Here is a 14,391-nt window from a genome sequence, read left to right as displayed (position 1 = left end):
AAACGACTAGTAGCTATCGTCTTATTTTGAACAACAGCTATTGGTTACTCATTTTTGAGTACACAAAAAAGTGTGACCAATATAGAGGTTATTGCTCAAAAAAGAGTAAGCGACATATTTGTCTTTAACCCTTGTAAAGGGGGGCGCGAAACGCGATGACCTTTAGGACATAGTATGACGTCGTAAAACACGACCCCATGACTGGTATAGAGCCGAAATGTCGGCCTTAGCATCATGATCGAAAGTCCTTAAGAATTCTAAAGATTTACCTTTTTCACATTCCTAAAAGACATCACCGCTTCTTTAGTGTATGATGTAGTAAATTGCAATGATCTGATAGAACGAAACGTTCACCCAGGGTCAGGCATAAAAAACGACAAAAAAACGACAGCTTTCTGATGATAAATAATGTTTCACTTAACATCAGAAGCGGTCTGATAACCGTTTAGCCCTTGATATACTTGAAATTGATAATGTATTACTTCTTATTTAAATGGCATCTATCAAATGGGAAGAATAGACATGCTGCGGCATGTCTTTTTTTAAGAAAACTTTAAGGTTGGAAATCAGCTGCTGGTTATCAGAAAATGCTATAATTATAATAAGAAGTGAATGAAAGGAGTAAGTTCATGCGCTACTTTTTACTGGGAATGCTACTGTTAATCATTCTATGTATCGCACTGTATTTTATTTTATCCCGAGTATACGACTATTTTGCTTATCGGGCTGAAGCAGGTGATATCAGACGGGGATATGTGCGTCAGCACTATGATGATCAGCTTGAGAAAGAGCGGCTTGTGCAGAAGAAAAAGCAGCTTGAACATGCGATTGAAATCCGCAGTCAGCACTTTCAGCAGCTTTCTGAAATTAAACCATTAGAGAAGGAGCTTGAAGAAATCAATGAACTCATCCACACCCTCGAAACCGAAGAAACCCGTTAACCGCAAGTCATTGCTGCTTACCACTATATTAGGAGCGATTCTGCTGCTTGGTGCACTCATTCTATTCATGAGCATCGAGAAAGTCCCGCAAGGTTACCAGGCCGTCATTTATTCAGTCAGCGGTGTTAAAGAACAGACAAAACCTGCAGGCTGGCATATTATTTCACCACTTGATAAGGCCGTCCATTACCCGATCAGAACCCAGACAAAGGAATACGATGATTTAAATGTAGCGACTTCAGACGGTAAGAACTTGAATATGGACATCAGCGTGAACTATCATGTAGATCCGACGAAAGTCGTGAATATTTTCAACAAGTTTGGGAATGCCGATATCGAAGGCCTGGAGAGCGGCTTCTTAAGAACACGTGTGCAGGACGGCCTGCGCCAGTCCGTGGCGAAGTTCTCCGTTATTGAGACGTTCGGTGTCAAAACAAGCGAAATCAAGAAGAATACAATTGAGATGCTGCAGGACAATTTGACGAAGCAGGGTTTTATTGTGGAAGACATTGCCATTTCAAGTCCGAAAGCTGATAAAGCGACACAGGCAGCGATTGATGAGCGGGTGAAAGCCAACCAGGAGCTGGAGCGTGCTAAAACGGACCGTGCGATAGCAGAAGAGAACGCTAAAAAGAAGAAGATTGAAGCAGAAGGTCAGGCAGCAGCCAATGAAATTCTCGAGAAATCTCTATCCGATCAGATTATCCGTAAGCAGATGATCGATAAATGGGACGGCAAACAGCCGATCACTATCGGCAGTGACGGCGTCATCGTTGATGTCAATAAGTAACCGGAAAGCTCTCATAAGTTTGAGAGCTTTTATGTTATTCGGAGGACGATTTAATGGATAATTGTATATTCTGTCACCAACTGAAAGAAGAGCAACTGCTGCTTCAGACCCGCTGCTTTAAAGTTGTCTTTGATATTGACCCTATACAGAACGGCCATCTGCTATTGATCTCAAATCAGCACCGGCTGAATTTGACTGAACTGACGGACGAGGAACTCATTGAGCTCATCCGGCTTGAGCAGCTCATCGTCCAGCTGATTGAAGAGCAGTTTGAAGTCCAAGGCGTCACTATCGCCTCAAATAACGGCGCAGCTATGGATCCAGATACTCACTTTCATGTCCATGTCATACCAAGATATAAGGAAGACGGTTTCTGGGATCGTGTACAGGTGAATGTCAGGCAGATAGCACGAGCAAAACTTGCAGTTTTAGTGAATGACCTGGCAGAAAAACTATGAAGCGGCTCCCGGCGAATAAAAGTGGAGAAATATTCGTTTGAGCGGCTCCCCGCGAATAAAAGTGGAGAAATATTCGTTTGAGCGGCCGCCCTATACTTTGTTTTTCTCAAAAACCTTTCTCTGCTGACTTTAAATCAAATGGTATAAACTATAATTTAAGGGTATAGATAATATAACAAGCAGCGAAAGGGAGAATAAAAATGAACTTAAATGAAGATGTACTTTATAACTATTTAGACAGTATTTCTAAAGAAGGCACATTTAATGCTGAAAAAGTTGATGTCCAGTCGGAGGGAATTACGGCTGAACTTGACTACTTATTTGATAATGACTTAGTAGACGGCGATAAAGCGGCATATCAACAGAATGGTGAATACGTCGTCAGCTCGATGAGTGATCTGAAACTTACACAGCAAGGGCAGTCAATGCTCGAGAAACTTGAGAACAGATGGTAAGCACTTTGCTCCAGTAATCTGGAGCTTTCTTCTTTATTTTTTCTGGCGTATCAGCTAAAATAATTAAATACATGTGCGGGTGTAGTTAAATGGTATAACCTCAGCCTTCCAAGCTGATGTCGTCGGTTCGATTCCGATCACCCGCTTACTGAAGTCCCGGGATATTCCCTGGACTTTTTTGCTGTGAATAGTTCTTTTTTCATTCCTCAGCTTATGTGGTAGAATAGTAAAGGAATATAGGGCGAGTTCGTTATTTATAGGAGGAATATGTTTGTCGAATGAAATGAGATGTATCGGCTGTGGAGCAGTACTCCAGAGCGATGATGCAACGAAAGCGGGCTATGTGCCGCAGTCAAGCTTGAATAAGGAAGACGTGATTTGTAAACGTTGTTTCAGATTGAAGCATTATAATGAAATTCAGGATGTTAATATGACGAGTGATGATTTCCTGACGATGCTGAATGCGTTAGGAGACCGCGATGGTATCATTGTCAATGTGATTGATGTCTTCGATTTTCAAGGGTCATGGATCAACGGGCTGAAACGCATCGTCGGTAACAAGAAAGTGATTCTTGCAGCAAACAAGATTGATCTGCTGCCGAAGCTGATCAATAAAAATCGCGTCGAACTCTGGATCAAGCACTTGGCAAAGGAACTTGGGATGAAGCCTGAAGACGTCGTGCTTATCTCCGCAGCTAAAAATCAGGGCATTGATGAACTGCTTGAGACGATTGAACGTGAACGGGACGGCAAAGATGTCTATATCGTCGGGACGACAAATGTCGGTAAATCCACATTGATCAATAAACTCATCGAGCGCAGCATCGGCGAAAAAGATGTCATCACTACTTCTCATTTTCCAGGGACGACACTGGATCTGATTGATATCCCGCTCGGTGACGGGACATTTATGTTCGATACACCGGGTATCATTCAGGCGCATCAGATGACGCATTATGTGACAGATGATGAATTGAAGGTCATTATGCCGAAAGAAGAGATCAAGCCGCGCAACTATCAGCTGAACGAAGGTCAGACACTGTTTCTCGGCGGGCTCGTGCGTGTGGACTATGTGTCCGGCGGCCGCCGCAGCCTAAACTGCTTTATCTCTAACCGGTTAAATATTCACCGGACGAAGTCTATAAATGCTGATGATTTATGGCAGCGTCAGATCGGTGAACTGCTGACACCTCCAGGTGATAAGACATTTGATTTTGATGCGGTGCGCCGCCATACGTTGTCTGTCAAAGATAAGAAACAGGATATTATTATTTCAGGTCTTGGGTTTATTACAGTGGAAGCCGGAGCGGTTATTGAAGTGTTTGCGCCGCAGCAGGTGGATGTCTATTTAAGACCGAGCATATTGTAGGTGATCAGATGAATTTCGCAGTCATCGGCCATCCGGTCAGACATTCATTGTCGCCTGTCATGCACCATGCGAATTTTACAGCCGGCAGTCATGAGCACTCGTATACAGCGCTCGATATTGCGCCGGCTCATTTCCATCATATCAGGGATATTATTAAAGAGCAGCAGCTTGATGGCTTCAACGTCACGATTCCTCATAAATCTGCTATTATGGCGTATCTTGATGAGGTTGATGAGGAAGCCCGCATGATGGGGGCAGTCAACACAGTGAAAATAACAGATGGCAGATGGACTGGCTGCAATACAGACGGCAGCGGCTTTGTGGAAAGTCTCGGCCAGAATTTCAGCATGACGGATTTCAAACGAACGAAAGTGCTGATACTCGGAGCAGGCGGTGCTAGCCGGGCCATCACCTATGCACTGCAGCAGGCGGGGGCAGAAGTCACTGTCGCTAATCGCTCGCTCGACCGCTTCAGTGACTGGCCATTTACTGTGAATGCCATTCAGCTGGCGCATGTCAATGAAGTGATTGGCACTATGGATTTAATCATCAATACAACACCTATCGGTATGACCGGCTTTGCGGCAGAAGAGCTCTGTGACTTAAATCGTGCTAATAACACCGCGCACGTGGCTGATATCATTTATACGCCGGCGGTCACACCGTTTCTCGCTGAAGCCGCACGTCATCAGCTGCCAGTGATGAATGGATTAGATATGTTTGTCAATCAAGGGGCGCAGAGCTTTGAAATCTGGACGGGTGAGCCGGCTGATAGAAGTGTCATGAAAGAACGCGTTATCCAGGAACTATGAGGAGGTTACTATGTTAACAGGAAAACAGAAACGTTATTTAAGAGCAAAAGCCCATCACATTGACCCGATTTTTCAAGTCGGTAAAGGTGGTATTAACGGTAATTTAATCGACCAGCTGAACGATGCACTGGAGAAACGCGAACTGATTAAAGTGAGTGTGCTTCAGAACAATATGGACGAAAAAGAAGTGCTTGCTGAAGAGTTGGCACGACGCGTCTACGGTGAACTTGTGCAGGTCATCGGGTCAACGATCATTCTCTACAAACCGTCCCGGAACCACAAGCAGCTAGAATTACCGCGATGATTATACTTTACGGCGGATCGTTTGATCCTATTCATATCGGTCATATGATCGTTGCTCATGAAGTGTATCAGTCTTTTCGACCGGACCGGTTCATACTGATGCCTGCGCGTCAAAACCCTTTGAAAGTAAAACGCACAGTAGCAACGAACCAGGAAAGACTGGATATGCTTAAACTGGCGGCTGCTGTTCTGGAATTCGGCGAAGTGTCTGACATGGAAATCAACCGGACGGGTGACAGCTATACGTATGATACTGTGCTTGAATTAAGCCGTTATGATGAGGATATTGTGGTCATCATCGGCACCGATCAATACGTCCAGCTTAATCGGTGGCACCGCATTGATGAACTTAAAAAGCTCTGCCGTTTTATCGTCGTCAATCGCGAGACAGAAGAAAATCAAGTAACGGCACCGGATATATCGTTTCATATCCCGAGAATCGACATCAGCGCTACAGAAATTAGAAGAAGGCTGACTGAAGGAGCAACCGTCAAATTCTGGCTGCATCCTGAGATTGAAGCCTTTGTCCGAAAGGAACAGATCTATGAAAAAGAAAAGAGCCATTAAACTAGTAGAAGAGAAGCTGCCGAAAAAACGATTCGAACATTCTATGCGTGTTGCAGAGACAGCGGTCAAAATGGCTGATTTATTCAACGGTGACGCAGAGAAAGTAGAGCTTGCAGGCATTCTGCATGACTACGCGAAGTACGACGATTTAGCGCTCATGTATCAGCTGGTGACGAAGTATGAACTTGACCGGGAACTGCTTGCCTATAATTCTGAAATACTGCACGGACCGGTTGCTGCAGCTCTCATGAAATATGAACACGGCATAGAAGACGTAGAAGTGCTGCAGGCGATATTTAATCATACAACCGGTCGCAAGCAGATGACATTGACAGAGAAAATTATTTTTGTCGCTGACTATATCGAACCCGGACGAAATCAGCCGGGTGTCGATGAGATGAGAACAATGATATTTGACGAGAAAAAACTTGATAAAGCGATTTACGACATTTCGAAGCGGACCGTCAAATTTCTGCTTGAAAATGATAAATGCATTTATCCCAGAACAATTGAGTGTTTAAATTACTATAACTTAGAAAAATAGGAAAAGGATTGAGTGAATGGATTCAAAACAATTATTGGAAGTAGCAGCAAAAGCATGTGATGACAAACGTGCAGAAGAAATTTTAGCAATTGATGTCAAAACAATCAGCGGGATCACAGATTATTTTTTAATCTGTCATGCCAATTCAGATAGACAAGTACAGGCGATTGCCCGCGAAGTAAAAGATCAGGCCCACAAAAACGGGCTGGATGTCAACCGCCTGGAGGGCTTCAATGAAGCGCGCTGGGTACTGATTGACCTCGGTGATGTCGTCGTCCATGTCTTCCATAAAGAAGAACGGGGCTACTATAATCTGGAGCGTCTATACCGTGACGCTGAGTTCATTGAGTTTGAACAGGTAGACTAAGATGGCCTATGAAGCATTTGCGGCGTTATATGACAGGCTGATGTATGATCAGCCTTATGATAAGTGGCTGGCAGTGACCGCACCTTATTTAACTGATGCAAAGACAGTGCTCGATCTCGGCTGCGGCACCGGCAGTTTCACGACGCTGCTGCCGACGTCTCTGACCCGTGTCGGTGTTGACTTAAGTGCAGATATGCTTGCTGTCGCAGCTCAGAAGGATCCGTCAGTCAACTGGCTTGTTCAGGACATCACTGAGCTGGACCTCGGCATGACGTTTGATTTAATCACATGTTACTGTGACAGTCTGAATTATATCGCAGCTGCAGATTTGCCGGCACTGTTCAGCCGGGTGAAGGCGCATCTTGCTGAAAAAGGGACCTTTCTGTTTGATGTTCACTCACAGTGGAAGATGGCACATTTGTTTGATGGTCAGACTTACACGGATGAGACGGAGGATGTCACTTATATATGGCAGACGTTTGCCGGTGAACAAGCGGACAGTGTCTGGCATGAACTGTCGTTTTTCGTCAGAGATGACCAGGGTAAGTATGACCGCTATGATGAAACGCACTTTCAGCAGACGTTAAGTGTGCCGGATTATACACGGCTGCTTGCTGAGGCGGAATTGAAAGCAGTACGTGTGTTTGCTGACTTTCTGCCGGATGAGCCGGTCGGCAATGAACCGGAACGGCTGTTCTTCGTCGTGACACATCAATGATGAAATTAAATTTTATTTGTGACAGAAAAAAGTGAAAATGACACTTCCACCGATAATTAGGTGGAGGTGTTTTTATATGGATGATTTTCTTCTGCTGCTGCAGAAACATAAGGCCAAGCTGGGTATTATAGTGGTGCTGCTGATGGCAGGTTTTCTCATCTTCAACTTCTTTAAGAATGAGCCCGGACAGACTACGGATGAAGTCGTGAAAGTGCCGGCGCAGCCCGTGAAAGCTCTTGAACCCGTGCATGATAAGACAGTCAGTGATTCAATCATGGTGGATGTTAAAGGAGCAGTGAAATTCGCTGGTGTCTACCCCGCAAAAAAGACGCAGCGGGTGAATGATGTGATCAAGTTAGCAGTGCCGCTGAAAAATGCAGATATTCAGGCAGTGAATCTGGCGATGACATTGACCGATCAAATGGTCATCTATATTCCTGTTAAAGGAGAAGTAGCAGCGGGCAAGTATGAAATGTACCATCAGGCTGCCGGCCATTCTGCTGCACAGCAGACAGTGAACATCAATACTGCCACGGAAGGAGAGCTGCAGGAAATTCCCGGCATCGGTCCGAAGAAAGCGCAGGACATTCTCATGTACCGCGAGCAGCACGGCGGCTTCAAGACGAAAGAGGAGCTGAAAGAGATTAAAGGTATCGGCGAGAAGACATATGTCACCCTCGAACCATTTGTCGAATTGTAATTCCCGCTGTTATTGCTTAAAATAAAAGTGATAAGGGGGAATAACAATGGAACGAATGAAATGGAAGGATTACTTTATGGCGCAGAGTCAGCTGCTGGCTTTAAGGTCAACGTGCACGAGACTGAGCGTCGGCGCGACGATTGTCAGGGAAAACCGCATTATTGCCGGCGGCTATAACGGTTCGGTGTCAGGCGATGCCCATTGTATCGATGTCGGCTGCTATGTAGAGGAAGGACATTGCATCCGCACGGTCCATGCTGAGATGAACGCCTTTTTGCAGTGCGCCAAAATGGGCGTGTCGACAGAAGGAGCAGAGCTGTATGTGACACATTTTCCTTGCCTGCACTGTACAAAATCCATCATCCAGGCAGGCGTCAAAAAAATTTACTACGCTCAGGATTATAAAAATCATCCATACGCGATAGAACTGCTGTTAAAGGCAGGCATCCAGGCTGAAAAAATTCCATTTGACGCAGAGAAAACCGCTTCATATTTTATGACTATCCAGTAAAGGGGGATACATGTGTGGCTGAATAGCGCATTAAGTGCATTGATCGGTATTCTGCTGACCGAATCTCCGGTAAGCGCATGTATCCTTGTGATAGTTCTGACTATCCATCTTTACGTTAAAAAGCAACTGATGTTTTTACTGATGTACAGTGCAGTCATCGCTGCTTTTTTGATGCTGAGCAGCAGCGGTCATACGGTTCTCAGTGACTTTGACTGGACTGATAATGAAGCCGGGTCGTACAAAGGGCCCGTGCTTTTTGAGGACGACGTTCAAGTGGACGGAGATTTACTGTCCGGTACACTGACAGCCGGAGAGAAAAAACTGCGTTTCAACTACTATATCGGCAGTGAAGAAGAACAGCGCTTCATCAAAGCACATATGCCTTATTATACGCGCTGTCCGGTTGATTTGAGGCTGCAGCGGGTACTGCCGAACACGAACGGCCTGAAGTTCGACTATGATGAGTACCTCAGCTTTCAAGGAATTCATTATACCGCCAAGGTAACGACATTTGACAGGACAAGCTGTCAGCCGCTCAAACCGGTCGGCATAGACTGGCTGAAGAAATACCGGCTGCAGCTTGCTGACTGGCTGATGACGCTGCCTCATGAACGCATGGCGTATGTCGTGGCGCTGACACTTGGTGATACACGCTATTTATCCACAGATGAATTGACAGCGCTGAAAGCACTGGGCATCTATCATCTGTATGCCATCAGCGGCTCACATGTGGCATTATTATCGGTACAGCTCTTCTACGTCCTAAAGCGACTGTATGTTCCGCTGTTATACAGCCGGATGGTAATATTGGTATTGATTCCGCTCTATGCACTGCTCACCGGCTGTTCACCTTCTGTCCTGCGTGCATCTCTGTTCATTTTTCTCTATATACTGCTGAAACCGTTCGGAATGACCCTGCTGGACAGTCTCGCGCTGTCGTTTCTGTTATTCCTGCTTTATGATATCCAGCTGATAATGGACATCGGCTTCCAGTTATCCTATATCATTTCGTTTGTGCTGATCTTTACCGGAAGGTTATTTGACGGAAAGCCGGCGCCTGCTGTTTTTATAATGACTACTTTTTTTGCGCAGATGGCGAGTCTGCCGGTCCTGCTGCTCCATTTTAACACTATTCAGTGGAGCGGTTTTATTACGAATCTGCTGTTTGTCCCGTTTTTCACTTTCCTGCTGTTCCCGTTATGTACGCTTATTCTTCTCGCAGCGATGTTTTTTCATGTTGTACCGTCAGTGCTTCTCGATATGCTGACCGTGCTCTTTAAAATCAATGATGCACTGATTGCGCTCTTTAATGGGCTGCATCTGCCGGAGACAGTCATCAGCAACCAGTGGGCTGTCTTCTATATAATGATCGCAGCTGTCGTCTGCTACGGCATATACTGCTGCTACCGCTCGACATCAGCAGGGCTGAGCGTCATGGCTTCTCTCTGCCTGCTCCTCATGTGCTGGCCCTGGCCGAAAGAGGCAGATCGTGTGACTTTTGTAGACGTCGGACAGGGCGATAGTACGATTGTCGAAAGCATGGGCAAAGTGATGGTCATTGATACCGGCGGTCAGCTGACGTTTGACAGCGCGCCGTGGAAAGAGCGGAGGAAAGCGTCTTCAACGGCTGATTTCTCGGTGATTCCGCTGTTGACTGAACGCGGCTATGACACGATTGATTACTTGCTGTTAACACATCCGGATCAGGATCATTTCGGGGAGGCGGTACAGCTGCTGCATCACTTTGACATTAATTACTTAATCATCAATCCGGTATCGTTCGGGGCGGAGAAATATAAGGAAACTTTGGCTGCGGCAGCAGAAAATCATACGAAGGTGATAGACAGCAGACGGCTGCCGGCCATGAAGCTTGGACATGCCCAGCTGCACTTGATGAATATAGATTCCTCAGCCGGAGACGAAAACGACAGTAGTATTGTGACGTTCGTCAAGCTTAAGCAGCTGACTTATTTGCTGATGGCAGATCTGCCTGCTGACAAAGAGCAGCAGATTACATCACAGCTCAGCGGCATCACGGTGAATGTACTGAAAATAGGCCATCACGGCAGCGAGACGAGTACTTCAGATGCGCTGCTCGATAGGCTGAAGCCGAACTATGCGGTGATTTCGGCCGGCCGTAACAACCGCTTCGGACATCCGCACTCAAGTGTCATCCGGCGGCTTGAGACACGGGGCATCAGTATACTGAACACCCAGCGTGACGGGAAAGTGGAGTTTGAGGACAACGCGCTCATCACAGGTAAAAAGGCCATAAAAAAAACCAGACAGTAACGTCTGGTTTCTTGCTTATTTCGGCAGTAAGTCAAAAATCTGGGCGATGATATAGATGGCCGAAAATGTACCTAAGCCAATTCCAAATGCCAGCATTGAGTCTTTAACATCGTTATTTTTAGACTGTACATCGTGTTCAAAATGATTCATTTCATCAACCTCCAATTCTTCTTTAGTATATGATAACTGGGAAAAAAAAGCTATAATGAAATTAAGATTTAATAAGGGAGCAGTTATTTTGAAAGCTATAACTTTAAACTATGGTGTCGTGCCTGAACTGGTAGCAGAAAAAACACGGGAAATCGTAGACGAACTGCTGCCTGACCAGGACGATTTTAACTTTGCCAAATATGATCTGCATGAAGTGCCGGTGCAGCAGATCATCGAAGATGCCATGACGATACCATTTTTAAGCGATTATAAAGTCATCGTCGTTAAAAACAGCTATATCTTCACCGGTGACCGGGGGAAAACAGCAGTGGAGCATTCGCTGGAGGCACTTGTTGAGTTCATCACCCGTTTCGATGGGCCGAACTATGTCATTTTTGAAGTGAATCATGACAAGCTGGATGAGCGCAAAAAAATCGTGAAATTGATGAAGCAGCAGCATCAAGTCAATAAGATCGAAGCCATGGATGAACATGCGCTCCGCCAGTGGATTAAAAAATCGCTGAACGAGCAGTTCAAAGATATCAAGCAGGATGCCCTTGATGAACTGATTCAGCTGACAGGGGCTGACTATAAACTGATCACAAATGAGCTTGAGAAGCTGCTGCTCTATGTCGGTGACGAACCGATCATCGTCCTCAGCCATGTGAAGCTGATTGTCTCGCGCAGCCTTGAGCAGAACGTCTTTCTGCTGACCGATTATATTACGACGAACCGCAAGAAAGAAGCAGTCCAGCTGCTGCATGACCTGATCAACATGAAGGAAGAGCCGATCAAACTGCTGGCACTGATCAGCGGGCAGTATAGACTGTACTACCAGACGAAAATTTTAAATCAGAAAGGGTTCAGTGAAGCGCAGATCGCTAAAAGCCTGAAAATACATCCTTACCGGGTGAAACTCGCCCTGAGAAAAGTAGGTCGCCTGGATCTCTCACATATACTAGGTATCATGGAGAAATGCACGGAAACGGATTATCAGCTGAAGTCCTCTTACATGGATAAAGTGCTGATACTTGAATTGTTTATACTGAGCATATAAAAAAGCCCCGCGAATAATCGCGGGGCTGCGTGTTATGATTAGTTAGAACGCATAACTTGTGATTTTAAACGTCCAGCTTTGTTAGCATGGATTAAGTTGTTTTTAGCAGCTTTGTCAATTTTCTTAACAGCTAAAGTCACTAATTCTTGTTTGTTATCTGTGTTGTTTTCAACAGCAGCTTTTGCGTTTTTCACAGCAGTACGCATATCGTTCTTTTGAGAGATATTAGCGTCTTGAGCTTTTTGACTTGTAGTCACGCGTTTAATAGCAGATTTAATGTTTGGCATGATGTCACCTCCTAATAATGAGTAACAGGTACAATTTGTTTGCAACAAGAAATATTTTATCAAAATTAACGGCTATATGCAATCGTTATTTTAAAATGGATTGAAGTCGTTGTTTTATCTTGCTATAATCAATTGTATTGACTAAGAAAGAAAGTTGGTTCTATAGATGAACAATGAAGCGCGCCTGAAGAGACAGGAAAAGATAAGAAACTTCTCGATTATCGCCCATATTGACCACGGCAAATCGACATTAGCAGATAGAATTCTCGAGAACACAAAATCGGTAGCAAGCCGTGAGATGAAAGCTCAGTTGCTGGATTCAATGGATCTTGAACGCGAACGCGGTATCACCATCAAGCTGAACGCCGTGCAGTTAAATTATACAGCAAAAGACGGCGAAACATACATCTTTCATTTAATTGATACACCAGGACACGTCGATTTCACTTATGAAGTGTCACGGAGCCTGGCAGCATGTGAAGGCGCCATCCTTGTAGTAGACGCAGCACAGGGTATTGAAGCGCAGACGCTCGCCAACGTTTATCTCGCGCTGGATAACAATCTGGAATTAATCCCCGTCATCAACAAGATTGACCTGCCGGCTGCAGAACCGGAGCGGGTCAAGCAGGAGATAGAAGATGTCATCGGCCTTGATGCTTCTGATGCAGTGCTCGCTTCGGCTAAAGCCAACATCGGTATCGACGAAATACTGGAACAGATTGTCGAGCTTGTGCCGCCGCCGGAAGGCGATCCTGAAGCACCGCTTAAAGCGCTGATTTTTGACAGTGCGTTCGATGCTTACCGCGGTGTGATTTCATCCATCCGTGTTATCGACGGCACAGTTAAAGCGGGCGATAGAATCCGTATGATGGCGACCGGTAAAGAATTTGAAGTGGTGGAAGTAGGTATCAATACACCGAAGCAGCTTCCGGTCGCAGAACTGACTGTCGGTGACGTCGGTTATATCACAGCTTCCATTAAAAACGTAGCTGATTCAAGTGTCGGCGATACAATCACGCTTGCCGGCAATCCGGCAGCTGAACCGCTGCAAGGTTACAAGAAGATGAATCCGATGGTCTTCTGCGGAATCTATCCGATAGAAACAGGGCGCTATAATGATCTGCGGGAAGCGCTGGAAAAACTGCAGTTGAATGATGCGTCACTTGAATTCGAAGCGGAGACGTCACAGGCGCTCGGCTTTGGTTTCCGGGTCGGTTTCCTTGGGCTGCTGCATATGGAGATCATTCAGGAGCGTATTGAGCGCGAGTTCGGCATTGAACTCATTGCGACTGCGCCGTCTGTTATTTATAAATGCGAGATGACAGATAAGTCCGAAGTCATCGTGGATAATCCATCAAAAATGCCGGATCCGCAGAAAATAGATAAAATCTTTGAACCGTATGTTAAAGCGAGCATCATGGTGCCGAATGACTATGTCGGTTCTGTCATGGAGCTGTGCCAGAAAAAACGTGGTAATTTCCAGACGATGGACTACATGGATGACATCCGTGTCAATATCATTTATGAGATTCCGCTGTCAGAGATTGTCTTTGATTTCTTTGACCAGCTGAAATCCAATACAAAAGGTTATGCGTCATTTGACTACGAACTGATCGGCTATAAAGAGAGCCGCCTTGTCAAGATGGACATTCTGCTGAACGGTGACACTGTCGATGCACTGAGCTTTATCGTTCACCGTGACTTCGCCTACGACCGCGGTAAAGTCATCGTCGAAAAACTGAAGACATTAATTCCGAGACAGCAGTTTGAAGTGCCTGTTCAGGCAGCCATCGGGCAGAAGATTGTGGCACGGACAAATATTAAGTCCATCGGGAAGAACGTTCTTGCGAAATGTTACGGCGGTGACATCAGCCGTAAACGTAAACTGCTGGAAAAACAGAAAGCAGGTAAAGCGAAGATGAAAGCGGTCGGCTCTGTGGAAATCCCGCAGGAAGCTTTCCTTGCTGTACTGAAAATGGATGAAGAATAAACAAGCAGCTGATGACGCCTTGGTCGTTCCCCGGAGGAAACGCCGGGGCGTTTTCCTGTGAAGCTGCCTGCGAAGAGGTG

At 45.5% G+C, this 14,391-nt stretch carries 18 protein-coding genes and 1 tRNA gene; 17 read left to right on the top strand and 2 right to left on the bottom strand.

What is annotated here, in order from left to right:
- Positions 1-629 precede the first annotated feature (629 nt).
- From KFV11_RS06900 to KFV11_RS06830, 15 genes are all read left to right on the top strand, one after another.
- Positions 630-941, top strand: coding sequence for a hypothetical protein (locus KFV11_RS06900; RefSeq protein WP_254249550.1), 312 nt, complete (start codon positions 630-632; stop codon positions 939-941).
- Positions 901-1,731 (top strand): prohibitin family protein, encoded by an 831-nt coding sequence (locus KFV11_RS06895; RefSeq protein WP_149458510.1) that lies wholly within the window; start codon positions 901-903, stop codon positions 1,729-1,731. The genes KFV11_RS06900 and KFV11_RS06895 overlap by 41 nt, the downstream gene beginning before the upstream one ends.
- Positions 1,732-1,784: 53 nt before the next feature.
- The gene (locus tag KFV11_RS06890; protein WP_254249549.1) at positions 1,785-2,189 is read left to right on the top strand and encodes an HIT family protein; all 405 of its coding nucleotides are present in this window, start codon (positions 1,785-1,787) and stop codon (positions 2,187-2,189) included.
- A 200-nt stretch (positions 2,190-2,389) separates the two neighbouring features.
- The gene (locus KFV11_RS06885) at positions 2,390-2,644 is read left to right on the top strand and encodes a hypothetical protein (protein ID WP_149458512.1); all 255 of its coding nucleotides are present in this window, start codon (positions 2,390-2,392) and stop codon (positions 2,642-2,644) included.
- A gap of 75 nt (positions 2,645-2,719) precedes the next feature.
- Positions 2,720-2,790, top strand: a tRNA-Gly gene (locus tag KFV11_RS06880).
- Positions 2,791-2,915: 125 nt separating this feature from the next.
- The gene (yqeH, locus tag KFV11_RS06875; RefSeq protein WP_254249548.1) at positions 2,916-4,013 is read left to right on the top strand and encodes a ribosome biogenesis GTPase YqeH; all 1,098 of its coding nucleotides are present in this window, start codon (positions 2,916-2,918) and stop codon (positions 4,011-4,013) included.
- Between the two features lie 8 nt (positions 4,014-4,021).
- Positions 4,022-4,825: a shikimate dehydrogenase gene (gene aroE, locus KFV11_RS06870; protein ID WP_254249547.1), complete on the top strand. Its 804-nt coding sequence runs from the start codon at positions 4,022-4,024 to the stop codon at positions 4,823-4,825.
- A 10-nt stretch (positions 4,826-4,835) separates the two neighbouring features.
- On the top strand, positions 4,836-5,129 hold the full coding sequence (gene yhbY / locus KFV11_RS06865; protein ID WP_149458515.1) for a ribosome assembly RNA-binding protein YhbY: 294 nt from the start codon (positions 4,836-4,838) through the stop codon (positions 5,127-5,129).
- The gene (gene nadD / locus KFV11_RS06860) at positions 5,126-5,695 is read left to right on the top strand and encodes a nicotinate-nucleotide adenylyltransferase (protein WP_254249546.1); all 570 of its coding nucleotides are present in this window, start codon (positions 5,126-5,128) and stop codon (positions 5,693-5,695) included. Before yhbY ends, nadD begins: the two co-directional genes overlap by 4 nt.
- Positions 5,673-6,239, top strand: coding sequence for a bis(5'-nucleosyl)-tetraphosphatase (symmetrical) YqeK (gene yqeK, locus KFV11_RS06855; RefSeq protein WP_149458517.1), 567 nt, complete (start codon positions 5,673-5,675; stop codon positions 6,237-6,239). The genes nadD and yqeK overlap by 23 nt, the downstream gene beginning before the upstream one ends.
- A gap of 16 nt (positions 6,240-6,255) precedes the next feature.
- On the top strand, positions 6,256-6,606 hold the full coding sequence (gene rsfS, locus KFV11_RS06850) for a ribosome silencing factor (protein ID WP_149458518.1): 351 nt from the start codon (positions 6,256-6,258) through the stop codon (positions 6,604-6,606).
- A 1-nt stretch (position 6,607) separates the two neighbouring features.
- Positions 6,608-7,324, top strand: coding sequence for a class I SAM-dependent DNA methyltransferase (locus KFV11_RS06845; RefSeq protein ID WP_149458519.1), 717 nt, complete (start codon positions 6,608-6,610; stop codon positions 7,322-7,324).
- A 76-nt stretch (positions 7,325-7,400) separates the two neighbouring features.
- Positions 7,401-8,024, top strand: a complete 624-nt coding sequence (locus KFV11_RS06840; protein WP_254249545.1) for a helix-hairpin-helix domain-containing protein — start codon at positions 7,401-7,403, stop codon at positions 8,022-8,024.
- Positions 8,025-8,070: 46 nt separating this feature from the next.
- Positions 8,071-8,535, top strand: a complete 465-nt coding sequence (locus tag KFV11_RS06835; RefSeq protein ID WP_254249544.1) for a ComE operon protein 2 — start codon at positions 8,071-8,073, stop codon at positions 8,533-8,535.
- Between the two features lie 12 nt (positions 8,536-8,547).
- Positions 8,548-10,827 (top strand): DNA internalization-related competence protein ComEC/Rec2, encoded by a 2,280-nt coding sequence (locus KFV11_RS06830; RefSeq protein ID WP_254249543.1) that lies wholly within the window; start codon positions 8,548-8,550, stop codon positions 10,825-10,827.
- Positions 10,828-10,842: 15 nt separating this feature from the next.
- Here the strand turns inward: KFV11_RS06830 and KFV11_RS06825 are convergent, their stop codons facing one another.
- The gene (locus KFV11_RS06825) at positions 10,843-10,977 is read right to left on the bottom strand and encodes a YqzM family protein (RefSeq protein WP_149458523.1); all 135 of its coding nucleotides are present in this window, start codon (positions 10,975-10,977) and stop codon (positions 10,843-10,845) included.
- A 55-nt stretch (positions 10,978-11,032) separates the two neighbouring features.
- Between KFV11_RS06825 and holA the strand changes: the two genes are divergently transcribed.
- Positions 11,033-12,034 carry a DNA polymerase III subunit delta gene (gene holA, locus KFV11_RS06820; protein ID WP_149458524.1) on the top strand — a complete coding sequence of 334 codons (1,002 nt, stop codon included), beginning with the start codon at positions 11,033-11,035 and terminating at the stop codon, positions 12,032-12,034.
- 38 nt (positions 12,035-12,072) lie between these two features.
- Here holA and rpsT read toward each other — a convergent pair whose 3' ends face one another.
- The gene (gene rpsT, locus KFV11_RS06815; RefSeq protein WP_149458525.1) at positions 12,073-12,321 is read right to left on the bottom strand and encodes a 30S ribosomal protein S20; all 249 of its coding nucleotides are present in this window, start codon (positions 12,319-12,321) and stop codon (positions 12,073-12,075) included.
- Positions 12,322-12,487: 166 nt separating this feature from the next.
- Here rpsT and lepA point away from each other — a divergent pair, with 166 nt between their 5' ends.
- Positions 12,488-14,311, top strand: a complete 1,824-nt coding sequence (gene lepA / locus KFV11_RS06810; protein WP_149458526.1) for a translation elongation factor 4 — start codon at positions 12,488-12,490, stop codon at positions 14,309-14,311.
- Positions 14,312-14,391 lie beyond the last annotated feature (80 nt).

The sequence above is a fragment of the Macrococcus equipercicus genome (assembly GCF_024205945.1).
Taxonomy (GTDB): Bacteria; Bacillota; Bacilli; order Staphylococcales; family Staphylococcaceae; genus Macrococcus; species Macrococcus equipercicus.
Note: the sequence above shows the minus strand (reverse complement) of the source record. Positions and strands in the feature narration are given on the sequence as shown.